Source organism: Novispirillum itersonii subsp. itersonii ATCC 12639, assembly GCF_000381985.1.
Classification (GTDB): Bacteria; Pseudomonadota; Alphaproteobacteria; order Rhodospirillales; family Rhodospirillaceae; genus Novispirillum; species Novispirillum itersonii.
The window spans coordinates 23555-46509 of record NZ_KB907354.1; the positions used below are offsets into that span (position 1 = coordinate 23555).

Below are 22955 nucleotides of genomic sequence, written 5' to 3' on the forward strand. Positions count from 1 at the left end.
CCTTTCTGCGGGGCGGCGGCGGGCAGCATCCTGCCCCAATGAACAGCACCGAACTCCACCGCCTGATCGAAAATATCGTCGGCATCGGCACCATCGCCGAGGTCAGTGGCGACCATAGCCGCGTCCGCGTGGCGGTGGCCGACCGTCCGCCGGGCAACTGGCTGCCGGTACCGGGGGAGATCACCAACCGCGCCCGTGGCTGGCACCCGCTGCGACTGGGCACGCAGGTGGTGGTGCTGTGCCCCGGCGGCGATCCGGCGCAGGCGGTCATCGGTGCCATCCTGTATTCAGACGCCCTGCCGCCGCCGGAAACCGGCCCCGACGTCACCGTCACCCGCTGGGAGGATGGCACCACCGTCCGCTACGACGCCGCCGCTCAGGCGATGACCGTCACCACGCCGGGATCGGTCACCGTCGATGCCGCCGCCAGCCTGACCGCCACCACGGCGGGGCCGGTCGCGGTCACCGCTGCCGGTGCCGTCACCGTCACCTCTGCCTCATCAGTGGTCCTTACCGCGCCATCTGTTTTGCTGAACGCCACGCAACCCGGTGCCGGGGCCGCTGAAATGGTCGGATCGTTCCGCCTGCGCGGCGATCTGGAGGTGATCGGCGATGTCACCGTCACCGGCAATCAGCACGTCAGCGGCAACCTGACCTGTGGCGGTGTCAACTCCAACCACCACAGCCACTGACGGGAGGGAGCAATGGCCGCCGTCTGCGTCCATACCGGACGCCTGCTTAACCGGCAGGAGGATATCAGCCAGTCAGTCGTGACGATCCTGACCACGCCGGTCGGCAGCCGGGTGCGCCGCCGCGACTATGGCTCCCTGCTGCCGGATCTGGTCGACAGCCCGGCGAATGCCGCCGGAATGCTGGCGATCATCGCCGCCACCGCCGACGCCATCACCCGCTGGGAACACCGGGTGGTGTTCAACGGCGCGGCGGTGGTACCAGCTTTTGACGGGCAGACCGCCCTCTCCCTCGACCTGACGGACCGCGAGACCGGAGAACCGGTCCGCCTGACGCTGCCGCTGGCATCCGGGGGGAATCATGACGGATAGCGCCCATCTGATCGATCTGTCGGCGCTGCCTGCCCCCACGGTGGTGGAACCCCTGTCCTATGAAGAGATCTACAACCGCAACGCCGCCGCCTACCGTGCGCAGTTCGTCGCGATCCACCCCGGACAGGACTGGGATCCGACCAATGAGGCCGACGCCGCCGTCATCGACATCCAGCAGGTGTCCGAGGTGGAGCTGCAGATGCGTCAGCGCATCAACGATGCCGCCCGTGCCCTGCTGCTGGCCTATGCGCAGCAGACTGACTTGACCCACCTCGCCGCCAATCACGAGGTGGCGCGGCTGGTGGTTGATCCCGGCGATGCCACGGCGGTCCCGCCACGTCCGGCTGTACTCGAATCCGATGACCGGCTGCGGCGGCGGGTGCAGCTGTCGTGGTCGCGGCTGTCTACGGCCGGACCCCGCCGCAGCTACATTTATCACGCGCTAAGCGCCTCGCCGCTTGTCGCCGATGCCGATGCCGACAGCCCGGCACCGTGCGAGGTGGTGGTGGTGATCATGTCCACCGCGCCGGACGGCACCGCTGACGCCTCGCTGTTGGACACGGTGCTGGCGGCGCTGTCAGACGAGGACCGCCGCCCGACATCGGAGGAGCTGACCGTGGTGTCAGCCCAGCCGGTGCCCTACAGCATCGACGCCGATCTGGAAGTCAGCCCCGGCCCTGACCGCGAGGTGGTCCGCGCTGCCTCAGAGGCGTCCGCCGCCGCCTATGCCACCGCGCAGCGGCGGCTGGGGGAACCGGTGACGCTGGACGGTGTCTATAAAGCCCTGCGGGTCGCTGGAGTGCGTCGGGTCCGGCTGATCAGCCCTGCCGCCGATATCGACACCGGGTGGACGGAATTTCCGGCCCTCCAGTCGCTGCGGGTGGGGCTGTTGCCATGACCACGCTCCTGCCCCCGAACGCCACTCCGTTGCAACTCGCGCTGGAAGCCGCGTCCGCCGCCATCCGCACGGTGCCGGTGCCACTGCGCACCCTGCACGATCCGCAGACCTGTCCGCTGGCGCTGCTGCCGTGGCTGGCGTGGGCCCGGCAGGTCGATGTGTGGGATCCGGCGTGGCCGGAAGCCCGGCAGCGGGCGGTGGTGGCAGCTATGCCCGCCATCCACCGCACCCGTGGCACTGTCGGCGCGGTGCGCCGCGCCATGGCCGCCCACGGCTTCCCTTGCACCTATGTCGGCTGGCGGCAGGCGGGGTTGCCGCGCGGCACCTTCGCCCTGCGGACGGCTGCGGGCGCGGCCTTCGCCCCCTCCGACCTGACCACGCTGCGCCGGGTGATTGATTCCGCCAAGGCGCTGCGGTCGCACCTCGCCGCGCTGACCCTGACCGAAACTGCCGCCGCCGCGCCCCTGTTTGCCGGTATCAGCGTGCGGATGGTGCATCACCATGCCGCCGGAATGGCGCTGATCCCGTCCGCCGCCGACCCCGCCGCCACCCCGGACATCTGTGCCGGAGTGCTGACCGTATCCCGCGTGACCCTGTGAGGACCTGATGGCTGAAACTGACCCCTACGGCTGGCGGATGACTCCTGCCGGACTGGCACTGATTGCCAGCGCCATCGCCAGCAATACCCCGATCGGCATCGCCACGCTGGTGCTGGGCGACGGCGGCGGCACGGTGCCGCCAGCCAGTGCCACCGGCATTGTAAACGAAGTCTGGCGCGGCCCGGTCTCCACCGTTCGCCGTGCCCCGGATAACCCGCTGCTGGTCGAGGTTCAGGCGGTGGTGCCGGTGACTGCCGGTCCGTTTGTCGTCCGGGAAGCCGCGATCCTGTCCGCCGATGGCACGCCACTGGCCCTGTGCCGCCGGAGCGACCTGTACAAGGGCGGCCCGGCAGAAACCCACACCATCGACCTGCTGGCCCGCATCGCCGTGTCCGACGCCGCCGTCATCGACCTGACCGTGGACAGTGGCACCTATGCCACGCTGATGGCGGTCTCTGCCGCGATCAGCGATCACGCCAACGGGCGCAGCCACCCCGACGCGACGGAGACGGCGAAGGGCTTTACCCGCCTTGCCACAGCTGCCGAGACGGGCAGCGGTCAGCTCGCGACGGTGGCGGTCCATCCTGCCGGGCTCAAAGCTGCACTGGATGGTCTCGGCCTCGCCGATGTGGCTAAGAGCGGATCTTATAATGCCCTGCAGGATCGTCCTGACCTCAGCGTATACGCACTGGCGACAGACAGCATCTATCCACTCGCAGCGGTGCCGTATCCGACTGTCGTAACGCCTGACTGTAGGATCAACATCACGCCCTCCGCCGTGACTGGCACAGGCGGCGCCATCAGCGTGCCGGCAGGTGTTGATATAGTCATGGCGCAAGAGGTGCGATCCGGTCACGGTCGGATGGTTACAGCAACCACCTCAGCTTGGACGAGCCAACCGCTCGATGTGGGGGCAACATACTATCTGCGCGCCCACATCGACGGGGGGGCACTGTTGATCTACGCCCAGCGAGGCGCAGATACCGATGCCATCCCGGCCAGCCAGAGGGGGACCCCCAACGCGGCATCCGGCGGCGGGTTTGACACCACCAAGACCGACGTGCTGCTGGCCCGCGTGGTGACCGGTGCCGCCGGGGGCGTGCCGACCGTCACGCGGCTCTCTAACAGCGACAGGCTGATGGCTCATATGGAGGCGACGGGGCAGGCCACGGGCTACATCCCGGAAGCTATCGCTTACACGTACACGGTTAATTTTACCTACAACTGGGCTCGCACGCCAGTCGTTGCCAGCGAGTTTGGCTGGCTCTCGGGGGTAGACGCATACATGCAGGGGGGGGTGCGGCGGCTGACCAGATCGGTGAGCCGTTACGGTGCCAGCCTGACGTACCACGGCGATTGGTACAGCTCGCTAGGATCCGGGACGCAGACCCACTGCGGCGCGACCATAGATGTCTCGGCTTGATAGGAGGAGGCCATATGTACGCGACTTTTGACGACGCCGGGCGATGTCAGGTTAAGGGATCAGGCATCGGGGTGGTCGGCATCCCGCTGCCGCCAGACCTATGGGATATCCCATGCCATGAGCTGTATCTCGACGCCTTTGGTAGCGTCACCCGTCGGGTGACGCCTGCGCCTGCCACGGTCCGCAGCCGGGCGGCCGAGATTGCCGCACGGCTGACCGCGATTGACGCCTCCAGCTCTCGCCCCTTGCGGGCGATCATCACCAACGCAGCAACGCAGGCCGACCACGACCGGCTGGCAGCGCTGGAGGCCGAGGCCGCCAGCCTGCGGGCCGAGCTGGCTGCGCTGGCCACCATCCCCACCCCCTGAATCCCCCACAGGAGCCTGATCTATGGCCGATGATTATCTGCACGGTGTACGATCTAAAATCGTTAATACCGGTCTGCGTCCGATCCGCACCATCCCCACCGCAATCATCGGTCTGGCTGCGACTGCCGAAGATGCGGATCCCACTGTCTTCCCGGCTGATGAGGCGGTGCTGATCACCGATGTCTCGCGTGCTATCAGTAAGGCCGGGAACACCGGCACCTTGCCGCTTGCTCTCGATGGGATCAAGGACCACGGCGACGCCGTAGTCGTGGTCGTCCGTGTCCCCGAGGGGGACACGGAGGAAGAAACGGTGGCCAATACCATCGGCACCACTCTGCCCAGCGGCAAACGGACCGGGCTGCAGGCTCTCTATACGGCGGAAAGTAAGCTGCTGGTCCAGCCACGGATCCTCGGAGCGCCGGGCCTTGATCGTCTGCCGGTGGCGGTGGAACTCGCCTCGCTGGCCCATCAGATGAACGGGTTTACCTACGTCTCGGCATGTGGCTGCCAGACGATGGAAGAGGCTGCCCTGTACCGCCAGAACTTCGGCGCAAAGGAAATGATGCTGATCTGGCCCGACGGTGTCGGGCAGGACCCGACCCTGAACCGCCCCGGGGTCATCCCCGCGACGGCACGGGCACTTGGCCTTCGCGCCAAAATCGATCATGAACAGGGGTGGCATAAATCCATATCTAACGTCACGATCGACGGTCTGACGGGTATCAGCCAGCCGGTCTCATGGCTGCGCGGCAAGGAAACCTCGGACGCGCATTATCTCAACAGCCGGGGCGTCACGACGCTTATCCAGAACAAGGGATACAAGTTCTGGGGCAACGAAACCTGCAGCGATGACCCGCTGTGGATGTTTGAGGTTTACGTCAGGACCAGCCAGATCCTCGCTGACACCATTACCGACTGGATGATCTGGGCTGCCGATCAGCCCCTCTCTCCCCTGCTCGCGAAGGATGTGGTCGACAGCATCGACGCCAAGCTGCGGGACTGGGTCACCGCCGGATACATCGTCAAGGGCCGCGTCTGGTTTGATCCACGCGAAAACTCCGAGGCCAATCTTTATCGCGGGCAAGTCGCCTTCCATCTGGACTACTGCCCGATCCCCCCTGCGCAGGGGATCACGCTGATCCAAGAGGTTAATACCAGCTATATGGCTGACCTCAGCGCGGGGATCGTCCGCGCCACCTCTACCCGCTACAGCGCTTAATGTCTCAGGAGCATTCCCCATGGGCTACCCCCGTACCTTGCAAAACTTTAATGTGTTCCTTGACGGCGGCTCCCTCGCGGGGGTCGCCAAGGAAGTCACCCTGCCCAAGCTGACCGTCAAAACCATCGATCACATCGCGGCGGGCATGTCAGCCCCGGTGGCGCTGCCGGTCGGCTCGTTCGAGGCGCTGACCCTGTCGATGACGGTCGCCGAGGCCACCAAGCAGATGCTGACCGGCATCGGCACCGTGATGCCGGTCCGGTTCGTGGGTGCGCTCCTTGACGGGTCTGCCAGCCTTGGCGCGCTGGAGGTCTACGTGCGCGGCCCGCTGACCGAGGCTGACATGGGCACGGCCAAGCGCGAGGCCGGTCTGGACACCAAGCTGGACATGAAGGGCCTGCATTACTACCGCCTGTCGCTGGATTCCGAGGTTCTGGTTGAGATCGACGCCTTTGGCAGCGCCACCATCGGCAGCAGCACGCTGGGGCGTGACCTGCTGCGCATGGTCGGCATCAACATCTCCTGACACATCCCCCAGCCGGAGCAACCATCATGACCGTCCCCGCTGACATCACCACCGTGACGCTGCATGACCCGATTCCCTACGGGTCCGGCACGCTGGCGGAGCTTAAAATCCGCCGGCCAACCACCGGCGACCTGCGCGGCGTGAAGACCGTACTGATGCAGGATGCTGATTTTGGCATCCTGCAGGACATCCTGCCCCGTATCAGCATGCAGCCGCTGACGGCGCAGCATGTGGCCAGCATCAGCCTGCCGGACGGGCTGGAGCTTATGGCGGTGATCGCCGGTTTTTTCGCCCGGCGGCGGGCGGATACCCAGTCCCCGCAGACATTGACCGCGCACTGATCGTCATTCTGGCTGTCCTCCCCGGTGCCCTGCGCATCGGGGAGATCGCCACCCTCCCCCTTGATGATCTGGCTTATGCCTACCACCTCGCGGCGCTGACGCTGGAAGAGCGGGCAGCCGCAGAAGGATAGCCCATCATGTCTGACATGAAATTCCGGGTGCTTTTTGAGGGCATCGACCGCATCACCGCCCCCTTTCGGCAGGCACGGACCGAAACCAACGCCCTGAAAGACAGTCTGAAAGCAGGGGCGGACGGGCTGAAGCGGCTGGCGGATCACGGTAAATCCCTCGACCAGCTGGAAAAGCTGACGGGGATCAAGCGGGCGGCGCAGGAAAACGCGGCCGCCCTGCGGGAGGATCTCGCCCTGATGCAGGCCGGGCAGTCGACGGTGGCCGAAAGCCGCCGTCGACTGGAGGAACGCCGCCAGACCCTGCTGGCGGAGCGCGATGCCACCAAACGCGGGAGCGAAGAGTATAAGCAGGCGCAGGCGGCGCTGAACGCCCTGACCGCCGAACTGCGGCAGGCGAACCGGGATTACAAAGAGTATGAGACCGCCATCAGCCGTGCCAGCCGGGAAAGCCAGCAGGCGGAGGCCAAGATCGCCTCTGCTGCCACCAAGATGGGCCAGCTGCGCGACCGGCTGAAGGAGGCCGGTCTATCCACCGCCTCTCTCGCCGACGCGCAGGCGGAGCTGAAGGCCCGCACCGCAGCTGTCACCGCCACGTTCGACAAAAATTCCGCCGCCATGGCGAAGATGGAAGAGCGCACCAAGCGGCTGGCCGCCGCGCGGGAAAACCTCGACCGTCGGCTGAACCGCGCCACCGGGCTGGCAGCCAGCGGCATGTCCGGCGTTGCCACCGGGCGGCAGGGCCTGACCGCGCTGGATGAGTTCACGGGCGACGCCAAAGAGGCAGAACACACCCGCGCCGCCTTCGCCCTGACCGCCGGGATCGACGCCACAAAGCTGGAAGAGGTCCGGCAGCGGGTGAAAGCGCTGGCAGCGGAAACCAATCAGGACGCCACAGACCTGCAGGACGCCCTTGGCGTTCTGGTCGGGAAAGGCATGGAACCCGATGCCGCGCTGGAGGCACTGCGGGCCATGGGCTTCGCCGCCACCGGCGCCGGAGCCGACATCCGCGACATGGCGGCGCTGACGTTTTCGTTTATGGACAACCTGAAAATTGCGCCGGCCGAAATCGGCAAGGCGATCGACATCGCCACCAAATCCGGCGACCTCGGCGGGTTTGAACTGAAGGACATGGCGAAGACGTTCCCGATGCTGACCGCATCGGCGCAGGCGATGGGGCTGACCGGCAGCCGCGCCATCGGCACCCTGACCGCCGCCCTGCAGGTGGCGATGAAGGGGGCGTCCTCCACCGACGAAGCCGCCAACAATATGGCGAATTTCCTCGCCAAAATCACCGCGCCGGAGACGGTGAAACGGTTCGACGAATTTGGGATCGACATCAAGAAAGCGATGACCGAGGCGGTCGGCAAGGGCGAAAACCCGTTCGACGTCATGCTGAAAAACATCGGCAAAGCGGTGGGTGCGGATCTGGAAAAGGAGATGGACGAGGCCGTCAAGTCCGGCCTGAATCCCGAGCAGGCGGCGCAGGCCCTGGGCGAACGCTTCAACCTCGGCAACCTGTTTGGCGACATGCAGGTCCTGAACGCGCTCGGACCGCTGCTGGCTAACATGGGGGAATTCCGGCGCATCCGCGACGAGGCAATGGGTGCCGAAGGCACCGTCAACGCCAAATTCGCGGCCATGATGCAGACCTCTCAGGAAATTGAAAAATCCTCCTCGATCGCATGGAAAAACCTGAAGGAAACGCTGGGGACCGGCCTGCTGCCGATCCTGAATCAGGGGATGGCGGCGCTGCGGGACCTGATGGTCAGGGTCACCGAATGGGCCGGGAAGAACCCCGAAACCGCCCGCACCATCCTGCTGGTGGCCGGGGGGCTGGCGGCGGTGATCGCCGTCGGCGGGGCGCTGGCAGTGGCGCTGGCCGGGCTGGTGGCTCCGATTGCAGCCGTCCAGTTCGCGATGGGTGTGCTGAACGTCATCATGGCGGCGAACCCGCTGGGGCTGATCGTGCTGGCGGTGGCGGCGGTGATCGCGGCGCTGGCGCTGATGGTCATCTATTGGGATGATGTTAAGGTCGTGGTGCTGGCGGTCTGGGAATATATCAAGACGGCCCTGTCCTTCAGCCCGCTGGGGCTGATCGCAGCGGCGTGGGGGCCGGTGGTCGACTATTTCAAGGGCGACATCGGCAGTATCGGCGAGCTGGTCGAGGCGGTGTTCGGAAAACTGTGGGAGCGGATTAAATCCTTCTGGGGGGCGCTGAAGGACCTGAAATCCGCCGTCACCGGCCTGTTCAGCAGCGATGCCGCGCCGACGGAACTGAACCTGCCGGATCCTCCGCCACTGGCGGCGGTGCCCTCCGGCCAGTCGCTGGCTGCCGTCGCCGGGGGTTCCACCACCACGACCACCAACACCATCACCGTTAACGCCGCACCCGGCATGGATGAAAAGCAGGTCGGGGAAGAGGTGGCACGGCAACTGCGGGAGAAAGAGGCCCGCGACCGCGCCAAAACCCGCACCGACTATTCCGACCGCGATCTGTAGGGCGCAACAATGGCAGACAGCACCGTTTCCACCCAATTTGCCAGCCTCGGGCTGTTCGTGTTCAGCCCGCTGACCGTGCCGGTGCAAGGGGTCAGCCGCACCACCAGCCACCGCATCGACGGGCGCGGGCGGGCCGGTGGGCCGATGGCCTATCAGTCCGCCGGGCCGGGCGATGACAAGCGCACCATCAACGGGGCGCTGATTCCCCCGTGGACCGGCCCTGCTGCCTCGCTGGACCGGCTGCGGGCGATGATGGCCACCGGCAAAGCGTGGATCCTGACCACCGGCAGCGGCAGGCCGGATGGCTGGTGGTACATCGATCAGATTCAGGAAACGCAGACCGACTGGGTCGGGCCCGGCGTGGTGGCGGCGCTGACGTTCACCCTCAGCCTGACGCGGGAGCCTGACGAGGTTCCGGAAAATCTGGGCGACCTGCGGGAGAGCAAGCCGTGACCCCGGATTTCCGGCTGATCGCCGACGCCGCCGACATCACCGCTGCCCTGCGCAGCCAGCTGCTGCAACTGCGCCTGACGGACAAACGCGGTATGGAGGCAGACGAGCTGGAGATCACCCTCAACGCGCCCCCCACACTGGCGCTGCCGCCCAAGGGCGCGCGGCTGGAGGTGGCACTGGGGTGGCGAGGGCGCGGGCTGATCGATAAAGGGGTCTTCGTCGCAGACCCGCCACGGTTCCGGGGACCCCCGGACGAAATCATCATCACCGCCAAGGCCGCTGACTTTGGCAGCCCTCTCCGGGAAAACCGCAGTGCCGCCTACCATGGGCAGACGCTCGGGGTAATCCTTGGCACGGTTGCCGAGCGCCACGGGCTGTCATCTGTGATCGAGGGCGGACTGGCTGCCATGGCCATCGATCATCTGGACCAGACCAATGAGAGCGACATCAACCTTATCCGTCGCCTCGGCGATCAGTACGACGCCATAGCAACGATCAAGGAGGAGCGGCTGCTGTTTGTGCCTGCCGGGAAGGGCATCACGGCCAGCGGTGCCCCGCTGCCGGTGGCCGTGATAGACCGCCGCGACACCGACCGCTATGAGTTCGGTCCCGCCAGCGGTGACAGCGATGTCACCGGGGTCAAGGCCAAGTGGCGGGCTCTGGGGCCGGGGAAAACCAAGGACGAGCTGGCTGGCAAGGACGGCAACACCCGCACCCTGAAACGCACCTATCCGACGCAGGCCGAAGCCCGCGCCGCCGCCGAGGCGGCATGGGCCAAGACGCAGCGCGGAGCCTACGAACTGTCGCTGTCGCTGGTGCATGGGCGGCCAGACCTGATCGCTGGCCAGCCTGTGACCGTGACAGGCTGGCGGAGCGAAATCACCGGACGCGACTGGGTGGCGAAGGACATCACTCACACCCTGACCAACAGCCGGTTCACCACCGAAGTGCCGTGCGAGGAGAGGGTATAAGGTGGCATAAAAAACCTACAAAGGAGGTTATTTTCCCCTTGCGGAAAACCTACTTTGTAGGTAAATTCTCTCTTGTGGTCAGGGGCCGGAAGGGCCGGTCCCCCGCCACAGAGGAGAGTGAAGATGCTGAAACACTTCAAGCTCCACTTCGTACTCTTCGGGATGCAAGTCCTGATCGAGATCAAACCGAAGTGAGATACGGTGCCGGGGCTAGCCCCCCGGCACCACTCTCCAAGGATAAGGGGATTGCCATGTCCGTTCAAGATGTGTTCCGCACCCTGAAAACCCGCCTGCCAGTACTGTTTTCCCTGTTGCTTGCCGGTGTGGTTCTGGCAGTGATCCTGCCGTCTCTGGCGGTGATTATCCTGTTGTCTACGGCAGCGGCGCTGCTGTTTGCAGTGCTGGCCGTGCTGTTCGGAAAACCGGTCAAGAGAGGGCAGCCATGACCCCGGACCTGTTCAAGAGCTGGCGGAAGTCCCTGAAGCTGACGCAGCGCGATGCCGCTAAGGCATTAGGACTCAGTCTGGCGACGATCCAGCTGTACGAAGCCGGTCAGCGGTTCGACACCGGGGCGACTGTGGTTATTCCCACGACCGTGGGTCTGGCCTGTGCCGCTGTGAATGCCGGACTGGTGCCCATACCGTGGCGGGTTGAGCGGTCGGAAGACCGCTGGATCATCTGCGATGCCGTGGGCCCGTTGATGGAGGCCCGCCGCCTTCCTTCGGGCGGATGGGGTGCCTTCGATGACCTTGGCGAACGCGATGATGAAGAAGGGGCAAAAGGTTACCCCTCGCCGGAGCGCGTTGTACTGTTCACGCGGATTAAATTTTCGCTGCAACGGAAACCCGGAGAAGATGACGGGGCCTAAGTAAAGCGGTGCCGCCCGTTAACAGGGCGGCACCTCCATTTGCTGCTCACGCCGCCACCGCCTGCGCCTCCAGCAGGGCGCGGACCCGCGCCACCGTGGCCGGGTCAACGGCGATTTCCCCGGCTGCGGTCGGGGTCCCGTCGATCAACTGTTCCCCCTCAGTCAGTATCCGCACGGAAACCCCGTTGCGGATCAGCGCCATCCGCCACACCAGCAGCGGCATCAGCCCCAGATAGTGGCGGACCCCCAGCCGGATCCCTTCTTCCTGCACCGCCAGAATCAGCGTCAGCAGGCACTGACGCCGCAGCCCGGCAGGCAGAGTGTGATCGACGGCGATCCGGCTTGCCTCCCAGATATCAGGTGCGCGGGGTGGGGTGTAGGGCAGCAGGCCCGGGAACACATCGGCCAGCATATAAGGCACCTCGGTCGGTACCAGACGACAGGCGGCAGCACACTGCCCCCCATATTCGACCAGCACATAGCGGGCTGCCGGGGTGTCAAACTGGTCCCACTCCGTGCCGTCATGGTGGGGGATATCCCATCCCTGCCGGGCCACGAACGCCTGATAGCGCAGGCGGTGATGCTGGTACCACAGCGGGCCATGACTATGGATTGTGGCCCAGCTTATGGTGTGTGCGGTAATGGTATCGGGCTGCATGATTGACTCCGGTTGATGAGAAACCGGACATCGTAGGCAGCGGGATAACAGGCCGGCAGTGGCCTGCGGGTTGTTTTCGCGCCTAGGTTATCAGATCCGTAGGATCCCCAGCGCTACGGCCCGCAGCAGCGCCGCCTCTGTGGTACGGGCTGCGAGCTTGGCCTTCGCGTCCTTCAGGCACCAATTCACACCGTCCACCGTCAGCCCCAGTTGCGCCGCGATCTCTTTGCGGGTGCGCCCGGCCATGGTCAGCCGCAGCACCTCGACCGTGTTCGCGGTCAGGGTGGTGGCATCCGGGCTGATGCAGCGCAGCCGCAGATAGGCCGCGAAGAAACCGGCTGCGATCATTTCCAGCGTCAGCAAGGTGGCGGGATCCAGATCCGCAGGATCGGGCCGGACGGCGCAGAAAACATAACAGCCGGATAACGTTCGTAACGGAATTGATACCCCCGACTTCAGGCCATATTCCGCTGCGGCATCAAACATTTCCGGGCAATAATGCCGCAGATCACGCCACTGCACCGCCCCGGTGGCATACGGCATCACCAACACCACCGGGTCGACCCGCTCGTACTGCGCCTTGAAATAGGCGCGGATCCAGTCATCGGGATAGTTCAGGGCGACGGCAGGTTCGGCGTGATCTTCGAACGCATTCCCGTCGCCCCACAGCGCCCCGAACGCCCAGAACGGGAACCCGGTACGGGCCAGCGTGCGGGCCAGAACGGCGTAGAGATCCCGCACGGACGTGCAGGCAGCGGCTTCGCGGGCAAAAACGTCTAGGCAGTCCATGCGGGGTCCCTGTCTGTGCCGGGGAGCGGCAGGCCGGGGGGGTTGCCGACTCCCATATCTGGTAGTATTTAACATCCTTAACGAGCGCGTGATATCGGGGATAGAATGTCTGAAGAACAGATCCGGCAGCTGATCCGCGAGGCGGTTCAGCCCAAAGCCACAGCACCAGCACCCAGTCAGACCGGCACCAATACCGGCACCATCATCGTCGGACTGACGTCAGCGGCCCTGCTGGCCATTATCGCGCTCGTCGGCATTGTCGCGGTGGTGCGCTGACACTCTGGCCTCAGCGGCGGGAGGCCAGCCGGATCACATTGCCGAGGTCCGCCAGACCATCAGCCCGACCAGACTGCTGCTGCACGTAGTGATGCAGGCTGATGACCAGATCCGCAAACTTAGCCGGGTTGGCTGCCTCAAGGTCTGATTCCTGCATCACCTGAAGCACGGTGGTCAGTACCGTGCGCACCGTGGCCTCGTCCAGCGTCCGGCCTGCCACGCCGCTGCCGCCGGTCACCAGCCAGCCAAAATCCACACCGGCACCGGCGGCAAGGCCACGCAGCCCTTCGGCGCTGGCCTTGGCCTCGCCCCTGATCCATTTGCGCAGCTGCTCTGCCGTCAGTCCCGCCGCATCTGCCGCCGCGGCCCGGGTCGGGAAACGGTCAGCCGCTGTGGCGATCCGCTGCCCCAGCGCCTCGCGGTAGGCGTCCCCGCCCCCGGTGCCATCCTGATCAATCGAAAGCATCGCGACAAAACCTTTCATCAATCGCCACAATAAGCGATTTTTGTTTGCCCATTCCTCTTGTGCGATCAAACAAAAGTCGCTAATCATACATCTAGTGTGACGTTAAACGCGATTTTTGTCGAGATGATGGCGATTAAATCTTGGGATAAAGCAGGCATCAAAGCAGCGGTGATCGCCCGGGGGCTGACCCTACGCGGCGTTTCGCTGGCGGCTGGCCTGCCCCGCGATGCTGCCAGTCAGGCCCTGCACCGCCCTTGGGCGGCAGCAGAGGCCGCAATTGCAGCGGCAATCGGCGAGGCACCGGCGACGTTGTGGCCTGATCGCTACGACCCACACGGGGACGGGGACGGGACACCCCCAGACACTCCACGGCGGCGGCGGAGGCGGCCATGTACAACCAACGTCTGATCAGGTGCCCGCACTGCGGCAGCTACTGCAACGTCCTCAAGACCCGGCTGATCACGCCGGTCTGTTCGGAGGTCACGGTGCAGTGTCGCAATGTCGACTGCCTGCACCGCTATGTCGCTCAGATTTCGCCGGTCCGCACGTTGGTCCCCAGCCAGAGGCCGCGCGGCGACATTCACCTGCCGCAGGCCCGCACGCTGTCGGGGCCGGTGGCGAAGGGGGGAGTATGATGTCAACCACCAGCGGCGGCGTTCTCGCGCTGCACCACCATGCGGAAGAGGTCTGCCCCGAAGCGGGTGATCGTGACGCGGACAGATTTGATGGTCCGGTCGCACTCCGGCCCGCTCAGGACCGGCTGACAGGCCGCAATGAAAGCCTTCTGGTCCGCCATCGGCCAGTTGGACGCCGCAGTCATCAGGATTTGCTCCAGCGTGGCCTTCAGTCCACCATCATAAGCCGACGGCTTATCGGTCATGGGGCGAACCATATCGACAGACAGCAAGGCCGCGCCGGAGACCCCCAACCCCGGAGCAGTTTCGATCACGACACGGGTCCGGCTTGGGATCGAATAGAAGGACAGCGTTTCAACCTGTCCGCTCTCCGTTTTGTTCTCTTCAGTCAACTTCGGTATCAGCAGCCGCAAACCAGAAATGAACCCTGCGCTGTTGCCATAGCTGATGACCCTGTCTTTGCGGAGGTCGGCCGGGCTGGAGGCGGATTTAGCTGTGACTTTAGGCGGAGCTGCTGCCTGCTTTTCAGCTTTCGGCAGAGAAATTACACACCCACCAAAAAAGGTGAGCGCCACAAGGAAATAGGCTGCAAAGGCATTTGCCCGGCGCATTTTGGTGTGTACCGGATACAGACTGGGTTTGAATGCCGCGGCAACGGCCAGAACGAGAAAAGCAAGAGACAGGAAAATCAGGATCTCAGACAGACCAAAGATCGTCAGAATGCCGGACGACAAAACCGCTGTAACGGCAAGGAGGCAGCCTTTGTTATTGATCTCTGTCTGGGTGTTGGTTGTACCAGATTCATCAGGCAGGGGATCAAGCTGGTATTGACGGTCAGCGTCTGCCCACTGCTGAGAACGAACCTCGTCCGGTATCGGATGGCCCATCCATTTGAAGAAGTCTTCGCCGGACAGAACCTGTCCGTCCCTGTCCACCACATCACTGACCCGATCCATTCGGAAGGTGCGGTATTCGCCGCGCAGCCAGCAATGAGCCCCAAAATGGGGCGGGGTCAACCAACGGAACGTAACGATGCGTTTTGTCCGATCCCCGTCGCTGTCGGTATAGTAAATGCCGACAGATTCACCACTGACATCAGCGGGTGGAGCTGCATCAAACGACAGCAGATGATCAGGCTCGGTCTTTTTTCTCCGCCCTCTTTTGCGGCCGGGGGGAACATCAAATTTATCCGTCATCCCGCAGACACCTATCAGTCCATTTTTTTTACCGTCTTTACCCGCTATGCGGGCTTCCCGCCTGAACATTCTTGCATTTTTTATTCTGTGTCCACCGGAAGATTTTTTGTGTTGACCGCCGCACGTGTGGCGCGTACCGTCAGTGTCGGAGGCGTCGAAACCCTCCATCACATCAACGACGGTAGCCGCCCCGAAAGCTTGCGGCTATTTTTGCGCCTGCCTCACGGCAGCGCATACCCCGCTACGGCGGGAGGGCGACGGATAGAATACCCTTCGGGGGAAGAAGTCGCGCTCAATTCCCTGCTCGTTGACAGTGACATTGGGTTTCGAACCTCCCGCCACCAGTGCGCCTTCGAAAGCGATCTGGCGGTGCGGTCCAACGCCCATCAACGGGGGCCCACACCCATGACACCGCAGCACCCTGCCGACCTGAGGTCGGTGGTGAACGATGCCGCATACCTGCTTGCAACCATAGCAGACGCCCTGCGCGGTACCGCCACCCTTGCACACACCAACAACGCCCCAGAAGTCGCCGCGACCTGCGCCCTGATCGCGCATGCCGCCGACGGCTACTCCCTCGCACTGCTGACGCTGACCGGGCAGATCCGCCCGGCCTCCGGCACCGCCACGACATCTGCTCCGCAGGAGACCCGCAAATGAATCCCGATTTCCAGCCCAACCCCATCGACAGCTACGTCGGCGACCGTCTGCGCTGCCGCCGCGAGGTCCTGAACATCACACAGCAGCAGCTGGCGACAGCTATCAATGTCTCGTTCCAGCAGGTGCAAAAGTACGAGCGCGGCCTTAACCGCATGTCGGCCAGCCGCCTGTACATGGCAGCCTGCGCACTCCGGGTGCCGGTCGGATATTTCTTCGAGGATATGGATCCCGGCGTGTACCGGGGGCAGGTGATCCCCGCGAAAGACCCGATGCACCGCACGGAGAACATGGTGCTGGTCCGCGACATAGACCGGCTGCCCACCGCGCAGGCCGACGCCGTGCGGAACCTGATCTCCACCATGGCAGGGGGGCGGGCGTGATGTGCGACTGTCTCACCAAGATTCAGGACAATCTGAAAGCAAAGGGCTTGGAGATTCCCACCAGCCTGCCGCTGCGCGGCGGACCGGCGATACCCTTTTTCCCGCTGTATCGGGCAGACACCGGCAAACTGGAGACCCGGCGCGGGCGCCCGAAATACGTGATGCCAACCCACTGCCCGTTCTGCGGCGCGGAATACGCACAGGAGGGCAGCAGTCATGACGCATGATCTGCACAACGGCATGACCGTCTGGAACGGCGGGGAACTGGCGACGGTGGAAACCCTGCATTACGCAGGGGGGCGGGTTGTCGATGTCACTGTCCGGGGCTGGCGCGGGCTGCGCCGGGTTCCGGCCGCCTGTGTCACCCCAGCGGGGAATGTGGTGCCCCTGCCGACCCAGCGGGCGCAGGAGGGACAGCATGTATAACCAGTCCATCCATTGGGCAACACGCGGCACGGTGATGGTGGGGCGGTTCAACGCCCCCCGCTCCCCGCTGGAAATAACCGCCCTCCTCAGCCAGTCAGCCTCCGGGCGCTGGCAGTGGTGCGTCGATAACCCGGCGGTCGGCTTGTCGACAAAAGGTGAATACCGCGACCGCGCCGCCGCGCTGGAGGCATGCGAACGCGAAGCCAAAGCCCTGACCACACGGGCCTGCCAGATCCTGTCTGACCGGGAAATCAACCGGCGACGCCGCTACGAGCGGGAGGCCTGACCGATGCGCGAGGATACCAGACAGGAGGTCCTCGCGCACCTCCGCCGCGACTTTGGTTTCAAGGCTGCGGGGGAGTGGCTGCGTGAGGGCACCTGCCCAAGCTGCGGGAAAAAAGAGGTTTACGCTCACGGCCTCGAACCGTGGCTGGTCCGCTGCGGGCGGGAAAACCGCTGCGGCTGGTCGGCCACAGTCAAAGACCTGTACCCCGACGCCTTCGGGCGGTACAACGAACGCTTCCCGGCCACCACAGAAAAACCGGACGCCACCGCCGACGCCTACATGGGGTCGGCCCGGGGGTTTGATCCCCTGAAAATCCGGGGCTGGTATCGGCAAGGCCAATACAGCCACCACAGAGGCGACCGCAAGACCGCCACCGTGGTTTTTGACATCCCGGGCCTGCCCGGCGTGGCGATGGAACGGCTGATCGAGCCGGTCCGCGTCACCGACGCCGACGGCAGCGTCGACACCCGAAAGGCCAATTTCATAGGCAGCCACAAAGGCCATTGGTGGCATCCGCCCGGGTTCAGCGTGCAGGATGGTGACACCCTGTATCTGGTCGAGGGCTGCATGGACGCCATCGCCCTGACCCTGTCCGGGGTGAAGGCGGTGGCCACGCTGTCCGCCGGGAATTTTCCGGGGTTGGCGCTGGAGGCCCTGAAGGACCGCAAGATCACGCTGGTCTGGGCATTAGACAACGACAAGGCAGGGCGGAAATACATCCTCCGCCACGCCGAAGCCGCCCATCAGCTGGGCTTTGACAACGCGGCAGCCCTAATCCCGCAGAAGGACCAGAAGGCCGACTGGAACGACGTTTACCTCGAACGGCGGCTGACAGAAACGCACCTGGCGGAGTACCGGTTTCAGGGGGCGCTGCTGCTGGCCAAGTCCGCCCGCGAAAAAGGCCGGCTGATTTACGACCACAGCAAGGGCCGCGCCCGCGCCTTCGCCCTGCAGCACGACCACAAAACCTATTGGTTTTCCATTCCGCAGGAGCTGCTAACGGCAATCCGCGAAACCCTGCGAAAAGAAGGTACGGTGCCGCCGGAGGAGCTGGAAGACCGCGCCGTCGAGCAGGCGATCCGCATCGAGGAGATCGCCAACTGCACCGTCGAATTCCTGTATTTCCAGCGCGACCACGTCACTGACGAGAGCTGGTATTACGTCCGCGTCACCCGCCCCAACGGCGAAGTGGTCAACAACACCCTGACCGGGGCGCAGGTGGCGGCATCGTCGGAGTTTAAAAAGCGCCTGCTGGCGATCGCGCCGGGGGCCCTGTGGACTGGCAACGGTCAGCAGCTTAACTGGATCATCGGGCGGTACCTGACCACCATCAAGACCGTCGATACCGTGGATTTTATCGGCTACTGCCGCACCCACGCGGCCTACATCCTGCCAGACCGGGCAGTGCAGGCCGGGAAGGTGATCCCCATCAACGACGAGGACTATTTCCGGCTGGCCCGATCCTCCGTCAAAACCCTGAACCGGTCGCTGCACCTGACGATCGGCGAACCAGACCAGTATCAGCCGCGCTGGGTGGAGCTGATTTATCGTGGCTGGGGGCCAAAGGGCATCATCGCGCTGGTGCACTGGTTCGGCAGCTTGTTTGCGGAACAGATCCGGGCGGAACAGTCCAGCTATCCGTTTCTGGAGGTGGTCGGCGAGGCCGGGGCCGGGAAAACGACCCTGGTCGAAGCCCTGTGGAAAGCGGTCGGCAGGATCGATTACGAAGGGTTTGATCCCAACAAAGCCTCTGCCGCCGCCCGGTCGCGCATCATGACGCAGGTCAGCAACCTGCCGGTGGTGATGATTGAATCCGACCGCGAAGACCGCGCCAAGGCCGGGCAGTTCGACTGGGACGAGCTAAAAACCGCCTACAATGGCCGCGCCAGTCGCGCCCGGGGCGTGAACAACGGCGGGAACGACACCTACGAACCCGCGTTCCGGGGTTCGATCGTCATCAGCCAGAACGCCAAGGTGACGGCCTCCGAGGCCATCCTTTCCCGTATCGTCCACACCTACCACGACACCAGCCACCACACGCCGGAAAGCAAGCGCGCCGCCGACGAGCTGGCGACGATGCCAGTGACGGCGATCAGTCATTTCCTGACGCTGGCGACCAGCGCCGAGCACAAGGTGATGGACACCGTGCGGACGAAAGCACCGGTCTATGAGGAGCAGATCCTGCGGGACCCGGAGGTCCGCATGATCCGTATCGGGAAAAATCACGGCCAGATGATGGCCCTCCTCGACGCGCTGGCAGAGCTGACCAACCTGCCCAAGCAGATCGTGGAGGACACGCGCCGGGCCCTGCTGGATGCCGCGAAAGAGCGGCAAAGCTGCATCAACAGCGACCACAAACCGGTGCAGGATTTCTGGGAAGTCTACGACTACATCCAGCGCGGAAACAACGTGCTGAACCACTCGGCCGACCCGGGCCAGATCGCGATCAGCCTGAATCATCTCTATCAGGAAGCCTCGCGCAGCGGGCAGCAGTTACCGCCCCTCTCGGAGCTGCGCGGCCTGCTGGAAACCAGCCGCAGCCGGAAATTCATCTGCCGCAAGACCGTCAGGTCAGTGGTGGACAAGGGGGCTCTCCTCAAATGCTGGGTCTTCGCCGCACCGAAGGAAGAACGCAAATGAAGACGATCAGGTCTATCTCGGTCCATAGCGCACCGGATCTTCCGCTGGCTCTGGTCGGCGTCGACGACGACGGGAGCCAATTCCGGATGCCCCTGACACGGCATGCCACCCTGCACCTGATTGCTGACCTCGCTCGCGCTGTGGCGGCCAGCTCACGGATTGAGGAGCCGATGCCAAAGACGCCCAGCCCACCACCGTGGAGCAGCGGGCACCCGACCGCATGGAAACACAACAAAAGCCGGGGGGAATGATGACTGCAAGAACAAATACATCCAAGCGGGTATTGGACCCCTGCTGCGGGAGCCGAATGATGTGGTTCGATCGGGATCATCCTGATGTGGTATTCGGAGACAAACGGTCAGAGACGATCACCGTCACTGATCGCAGCCGAGGAAACCCCAGCGGGACAAGAACACTCTCTATTGAGCCAGACACAATGCTGGATTTCAGAGCGCTCCCGTTCATGGACAACACGTTCAAACTGGTGGCGTTTGACCCTCCTCACCTGATCACTGCAGGCAAAAAAAGTTGGCTGGCCGCCAAATATGGGCGGTTGTCTGACAACTGGCGTAGCGACATTCAGATAGGGTTTTCGGAGTGTTTTAGGGTCTTATCCCCTGACGGGACACTCATTTTCAAATGGAACGAAACACAAATCAAACTCAGCGAAGTCATTAAGCTGACCCCTGTGCAACCCATGTTTGGGCACCGGTCAGGCGCTAAAGGGTTGACCCACTGGCTGGTGTTTATGAAACCGCATGAGGAAGTCACCAACTGCAACATTGATCAGATGGAGATGGACGGATGATCGACGTCGAAGAGATGGTTGACGCCACGGCGGCGTGGATGTGGCAAGAAATGGTTGTTAAGAACGGCAAAGAGGGCGGGAATAAACCGCCACTCTGGGATGCCACACCGACCTCGACAAAACGCGAATGGCGATGCGCCGCGAGCCACGCAATGCAGTCACTTGAAATACCCCTCGAGACGTTGGCCGCGCTGAAGGCTGGAACGTGGCGCGCCGTGCCGGTGGATCCCACTAGCAAGATGCTGGACGTGCTGTCCAGCGTGTCTTGGTGTGAAGTGGACGACGACCTTTATGATGGTTGGGCCGCGATGCTGGACGCCGCGCCCCGGAAACCGAGATCATCGTCGTCGGCTTTGCCGACAATCGGCGGAAAGCAACGGCGGAGGGGGGCAACATGACAGAGCCCATCCCGATACGGCACCACACGCCTCATCCCGCCCTGCAGACGCTGGCAAAGATCCTTGCGAAAGCAGCAATCACAGAGCACTTTCGATACAACAACAGTGACGACGAATCATGCAACGTGCAGCCATTTACGCCCGATACAGCTCTGATCGCCAGTCAGAGCGATCGATCGATGATCAAGTGAGAGACTGCCGCGCTCTTGCTGAGAGGCTCGGCGTCTCTATCGCTGATGTTTACACAGACGCGGCGATATCTGGCAGCATCAGTGCCCGCCCCTCTTGGTCGACCTTGCTGGATGTCGCCAGACAAGGCGGCGTCGATATCATCCTCGCGGAGAGCCTCGACCGGATAGGCCGCGATCAGGAGCATATTGCCGGGGCGTTTAAACGGCTGGCCTTCGCCGGAGTGAAAATCCACACCATAGCCGAAGGCGAGATATCAGAGATCCACATCGGTCTAAATGGAACGATGGGCGCGCTTTACATCAAAGACCTTGCCCTACGCACCCGCCGCGGCCAGCGCGGGCGCGTCGAGGCCGGATACGCAGCCGGTGGACTGGGCTATGGATATGATGAGGTCCGCAGCCTTGATTCAGCCGGGCAACTCGTCCTCGGGCAGCGACAAATCAATCCGGCAGAAGCGGATGTCATCCGGCGGATCTTCGCCGAATATGTTGCCGGCCGATCCCCGAGAGAAATCGCCCAGGGCCTGAACCACGATGGCATACCGGCACCGCGAGGCGGCCTTTGGAACGCCAGCACGATTAACGGCAACCGCGCACGCGGGAATGGCATACTCCATAACCAGCTGTATCGTGGAGTGCTGATCTGGAACCGTCAAAGGTTCGTGCGCAACCCAGACACGGGCAAGCGTCAGGCCATACTGAACCCACGGCATGAATGGGTGGAAAAGGAGCATCCCGAATTGCGTATCATTGATGACGCTGTCTGGACGTCAGCGCAGGCAGTCAAGGGAGAGTTTGCGGGCCGGGCACTGCCTCACCGCCGCCGCCCAAAACACGCGCTGTCAGGGCTGATACACTGCAGCTGCTGCGGCGGCCAGTATATCGTGATTGGCAGCAATAGGATGGGCTGCGCCAACTACCGCGAGCGCGGCACCTGCGACAACAAGATCTCAGTGCGCATGACGGACGTCGAAGCTCGGGTCTTCGCCGCGATAAAAACTCAGATGACAGATCCAGAGCTGATCGCAGTGTTTATGGCTGAATACCGCGCACAGTACGCAGCGATGCTGCGGGAGAAATCATCTGCCCGGGCACGGGTAGAGGCAGACCTGCAGCGGATACAGGGCGAAATAGATCTGTTTTTTGACTGGATCGTCAAAGGTCTCGTCGAACAGAGCGAAGACGCGCGCGATCGCCTCGCGGCGATGACAGACAGAAAGCAGAAGCTCAAGGCGCAACTGGCAGCGATGCAGGCCGATACCCCGCCCTTATCTGCGATCACGCCCTCGGTCGAGGTCTATCGGCGGTGGCTGGACCGCGTGACCGATGCACTCAACGACGCAGAGCACCGCCGCGACGCGGTCGAGATCATGCATCAGCTGATCGATCGCCTGACGATCCATCCATCTGATAAAAAAGGCGAATACTATATCGATGTGTCTGGGCAGTTAGCCATAATGCTCGAGGCCGCCAATCTCAGCGAGACGGGCGACCTCAAGTCGATGGTAACGGTGGTTGCGGGGGCAGGATTTGAACCTGCGGCCTTCAGGTTATGAGCCTGACGAGCTACCGGGCTGCTCCACCCCGCGGTATAGTGTCGTGTCTGAGCCTCAGGACGGAGAGGCCGGATTAGGTCCGGCCTTTGTCGTGAAGAGATCGTGAGAAGCAATGTATCGTTTTTTGTTTCGCGTGACGTGCGTTTAGAAGACCTGGCAGTTACCTACTCTCCCGCATCTTAGGATGAAGTACCATTGGCGCGACTGGTTTTCACGGCCGAGTTCGGGATGGG

At 63.6% G+C, this 22955-nt stretch carries 32 protein-coding genes, 1 tRNA gene and 1 rRNA gene; 28 read left to right on the top strand and 6 right to left on the bottom strand.

What is annotated here, in order from left to right:
- Positions 1 to 38: 38 nt before the first annotated feature.
- The 14 genes from G365_RS0118125 (at position 39) to G365_RS23650 (ending at position 11357) form a co-directional block, all read left to right on the top strand.
- On the top strand, positions 39 to 692 hold the full coding sequence (locus G365_RS0118125; RefSeq protein ID WP_019646960.1) for a phage baseplate assembly protein V: 654 nt from the start codon (positions 39 to 41) through the stop codon (positions 690 to 692).
- A gap of 12 nt (positions 693 to 704) precedes the next feature.
- On the top strand, positions 705 to 1061 hold the full coding sequence (locus G365_RS0118130) for a GPW/gp25 family protein (protein WP_019646961.1): 357 nt from the start codon (positions 705 to 707) through the stop codon (positions 1059 to 1061).
- Positions 1051 to 1959, top strand: a complete 909-nt coding sequence (locus G365_RS0118135) for a baseplate assembly protein (RefSeq protein ID WP_019646962.1) — start codon at positions 1051 to 1053, stop codon at positions 1957 to 1959. The genes G365_RS0118130 and G365_RS0118135 overlap by 11 nt, the downstream gene beginning before the upstream one ends.
- Positions 1956 to 2558: a phage tail protein I gene (locus G365_RS23255; protein WP_019646963.1), complete on the top strand. Its 603-nt coding sequence runs from the start codon at positions 1956 to 1958 to the stop codon at positions 2556 to 2558. The genes G365_RS0118135 and G365_RS23255 overlap by 4 nt, the downstream gene beginning before the upstream one ends.
- A gap of 7 nt (positions 2559 to 2565) precedes the next feature.
- On the top strand, positions 2566 to 3981 hold the full coding sequence (locus tag G365_RS23260; protein WP_019646964.1) for a phage tail protein: 1416 nt from the start codon (positions 2566 to 2568) through the stop codon (positions 3979 to 3981).
- A 14-nt stretch (positions 3982 to 3995) separates the two neighbouring features.
- Positions 3996 to 4349 (top strand): hypothetical protein, encoded by a 354-nt coding sequence (locus G365_RS23265; protein ID WP_019646965.1) that lies wholly within the window; start codon positions 3996 to 3998, stop codon positions 4347 to 4349.
- Between the two features lie 22 nt (positions 4350 to 4371).
- Entirely contained in the window at positions 4372 to 5568 is a 1197-nt protein-coding gene (locus G365_RS0118155; protein ID WP_019646966.1) for a phage tail sheath subtilisin-like domain-containing protein, read from the top strand.
- A gap of 19 nt (positions 5569 to 5587) precedes the next feature.
- Entirely contained in the window at positions 5588 to 6094 is a 507-nt protein-coding gene (locus G365_RS22315) for a phage major tail tube protein (protein ID WP_019646967.1), read from the top strand.
- A gap of 26 nt (positions 6095 to 6120) precedes the next feature.
- Positions 6121 to 6435: a phage tail assembly protein gene (locus G365_RS0118165; protein ID WP_019646968.1), complete on the top strand. Its 315-nt coding sequence runs from the start codon at positions 6121 to 6123 to the stop codon at positions 6433 to 6435.
- A gap of 137 nt (positions 6436 to 6572) precedes the next feature.
- Positions 6573 to 9065 carry a phage tail tape measure protein gene (locus G365_RS0118170; RefSeq protein ID WP_019646969.1) on the top strand — a complete coding sequence of 831 codons (2493 nt, stop codon included), beginning with the start codon at positions 6573 to 6575 and terminating at the stop codon, positions 9063 to 9065.
- 9 nt (positions 9066 to 9074) lie between these two features.
- The gene (locus G365_RS0118175; RefSeq protein ID WP_019646970.1) at positions 9075 to 9518 is read left to right on the top strand and encodes a phage tail protein; all 444 of its coding nucleotides are present in this window, start codon (positions 9075 to 9077) and stop codon (positions 9516 to 9518) included.
- A complete protein-coding gene (locus G365_RS0118180; protein WP_019646971.1) occupies positions 9515 to 10489 on the top strand; it encodes a contractile injection system protein, VgrG/Pvc8 family in 975 nt (324 codons plus the stop codon). Before G365_RS0118175 ends, G365_RS0118180 begins: the two co-directional genes overlap by 4 nt.
- A gap of 251 nt (positions 10490 to 10740) precedes the next feature.
- Positions 10741 to 10935 (top strand): hypothetical protein, encoded by a 195-nt coding sequence (locus G365_RS0118185; RefSeq protein ID WP_019646972.1) that lies wholly within the window; start codon positions 10741 to 10743, stop codon positions 10933 to 10935.
- The gene (locus G365_RS23650; RefSeq protein WP_019646973.1) at positions 10932 to 11357 is read left to right on the top strand and encodes a helix-turn-helix domain-containing protein; all 426 of its coding nucleotides are present in this window, start codon (positions 10932 to 10934) and stop codon (positions 11355 to 11357) included. Before G365_RS0118185 ends, G365_RS23650 begins: the two co-directional genes overlap by 4 nt.
- A 46-nt stretch (positions 11358 to 11403) precedes the next feature.
- Here G365_RS23650 and G365_RS22325 read toward each other — a convergent pair whose 3' ends face one another.
- A complete protein-coding gene (locus tag G365_RS22325; protein WP_019646974.1) occupies positions 11404 to 12015 on the bottom strand; it encodes an acyl-homoserine-lactone synthase in 612 nt (203 codons plus the stop codon).
- A gap of 90 nt (positions 12016 to 12105) precedes the next feature.
- Positions 12106 to 12804: a helix-turn-helix transcriptional regulator gene (locus tag G365_RS0118200; protein ID WP_019646975.1), complete on the bottom strand. Its 699-nt coding sequence runs from the start codon at positions 12802 to 12804 to the stop codon at positions 12106 to 12108.
- Positions 12805 to 12909: 105 nt separating this feature from the next.
- Between G365_RS0118200 and G365_RS23975 the strand changes: the two genes are divergently transcribed.
- Positions 12910 to 13080, top strand: a complete 171-nt coding sequence (locus tag G365_RS23975; protein ID WP_019646976.1) for a hypothetical protein — start codon at positions 12910 to 12912, stop codon at positions 13078 to 13080.
- Positions 13081 to 13090: 10 nt separating this feature from the next.
- On the opposite strand, the gene G365_RS0118210 is transcribed toward G365_RS23975, so the two are convergent.
- Positions 13091 to 13546, bottom strand: a complete 456-nt coding sequence (locus G365_RS0118210; RefSeq protein ID WP_155976367.1) for a hypothetical protein — start codon at positions 13544 to 13546, stop codon at positions 13091 to 13093.
- 126 nt (positions 13547 to 13672) lie between these two features.
- Between G365_RS0118210 and G365_RS24600 the strand changes: the two genes are divergently transcribed.
- Both G365_RS24600 and G365_RS22330 read left to right on the top strand, forming a co-directional pair.
- The gene (locus G365_RS24600; protein WP_155976369.1) at positions 13673 to 13954 is read left to right on the top strand and encodes a helix-turn-helix domain-containing protein; all 282 of its coding nucleotides are present in this window, start codon (positions 13673 to 13675) and stop codon (positions 13952 to 13954) included.
- The gene (locus G365_RS22330) at positions 13936 to 14181 is read left to right on the top strand and encodes an ogr/Delta-like zinc finger family protein (protein ID WP_019646978.1); all 246 of its coding nucleotides are present in this window, start codon (positions 13936 to 13938) and stop codon (positions 14179 to 14181) included. Before G365_RS24600 ends, G365_RS22330 begins: the two co-directional genes overlap by 19 nt.
- A gap of 2 nt (positions 14182 to 14183) precedes the next feature.
- Here G365_RS22330 and G365_RS0118220 read toward each other — a convergent pair whose 3' ends face one another.
- Positions 14184 to 15377, bottom strand: coding sequence for a hypothetical protein (locus tag G365_RS0118220; protein WP_019646979.1), 1194 nt, complete (start codon positions 15375 to 15377; stop codon positions 14184 to 14186).
- 405 nt (positions 15378 to 15782) lie between these two features.
- Between G365_RS0118220 and G365_RS0118225 the strand changes: the two genes are divergently transcribed.
- The 11 genes from G365_RS0118225 to G365_RS24605 are packed head-to-tail and all read left to right on the top strand — an operon-like array spanning position 15783 to position 22722.
- Positions 15783 to 16037 carry a hypothetical protein gene (locus tag G365_RS0118225; RefSeq protein ID WP_019646980.1) on the top strand — a complete coding sequence of 85 codons (255 nt, stop codon included), beginning with the start codon at positions 15783 to 15785 and terminating at the stop codon, positions 16035 to 16037.
- Complete coding sequence (locus G365_RS0118230; RefSeq protein WP_019646981.1) at positions 16034 to 16417, top strand: helix-turn-helix domain-containing protein; 384 nt, start codon at positions 16034 to 16036, stop codon at positions 16415 to 16417. The genes G365_RS0118225 and G365_RS0118230 overlap by 4 nt, the downstream gene beginning before the upstream one ends.
- The gene (locus G365_RS0118235) at positions 16414 to 16644 is read left to right on the top strand and encodes a hypothetical protein (RefSeq protein ID WP_155976368.1); all 231 of its coding nucleotides are present in this window, start codon (positions 16414 to 16416) and stop codon (positions 16642 to 16644) included. Before G365_RS0118230 ends, G365_RS0118235 begins: the two co-directional genes overlap by 4 nt.
- Entirely contained in the window at positions 16634 to 16843 is a 210-nt protein-coding gene (locus tag G365_RS0118240; protein WP_019646983.1) for a hypothetical protein, read from the top strand. Before G365_RS0118235 ends, G365_RS0118240 begins: the two co-directional genes overlap by 11 nt.
- Complete coding sequence (locus G365_RS0118245) at positions 16836 to 17129, top strand: hypothetical protein (RefSeq protein ID WP_019646984.1); 294 nt, start codon at positions 16836 to 16838, stop codon at positions 17127 to 17129. The genes G365_RS0118240 and G365_RS0118245 overlap by 8 nt, the downstream gene beginning before the upstream one ends.
- A gap of 3 nt (positions 17130 to 17132) precedes the next feature.
- On the top strand, positions 17133 to 19769 hold the full coding sequence (locus G365_RS0118250) for a toprim domain-containing protein (protein WP_019646985.1): 2637 nt from the start codon (positions 17133 to 17135) through the stop codon (positions 19767 to 19769).
- On the top strand, positions 19766 to 20020 hold the full coding sequence (locus G365_RS0118255; RefSeq protein WP_019646986.1) for a hypothetical protein: 255 nt from the start codon (positions 19766 to 19768) through the stop codon (positions 20018 to 20020). The genes G365_RS0118250 and G365_RS0118255 overlap by 4 nt, the downstream gene beginning before the upstream one ends.
- Before the next feature lie 56 nt (positions 20021 to 20076).
- Entirely contained in the window at positions 20077 to 20577 is a 501-nt protein-coding gene (locus G365_RS0118260; protein WP_245554781.1) for a class I SAM-dependent methyltransferase, read from the top strand.
- On the top strand, positions 20574 to 20975 hold the full coding sequence (locus G365_RS0118265) for a hypothetical protein (RefSeq protein WP_019646988.1): 402 nt from the start codon (positions 20574 to 20576) through the stop codon (positions 20973 to 20975). The genes G365_RS0118260 and G365_RS0118265 overlap by 4 nt, the downstream gene beginning before the upstream one ends.
- Positions 20972 to 21166: a hypothetical protein gene (locus G365_RS23980; RefSeq protein WP_019646989.1), complete on the top strand. Its 195-nt coding sequence runs from the start codon at positions 20972 to 20974 to the stop codon at positions 21164 to 21166. The genes G365_RS0118265 and G365_RS23980 overlap by 4 nt, the downstream gene beginning before the upstream one ends.
- Positions 21094 to 22722, top strand: coding sequence for a recombinase family protein (locus tag G365_RS24605; RefSeq protein WP_407635443.1), 1629 nt, complete (start codon positions 21094 to 21096; stop codon positions 22720 to 22722). The genes G365_RS23980 and G365_RS24605 overlap by 73 nt, the downstream gene beginning before the upstream one ends.
- Here the strand turns inward: G365_RS24605 and G365_RS0118285 are convergent.
- Positions 22679 to 22755 (bottom strand) — tRNA-Met (locus G365_RS0118285). The genes G365_RS24605 and G365_RS0118285 overlap by 44 nt on opposite strands.
- 118 nt (positions 22756 to 22873) lie before the next feature.
- Positions 22874 to 22955 (bottom strand): 5S ribosomal RNA (rrf, locus tag G365_RS24655); the annotation flags it as partial.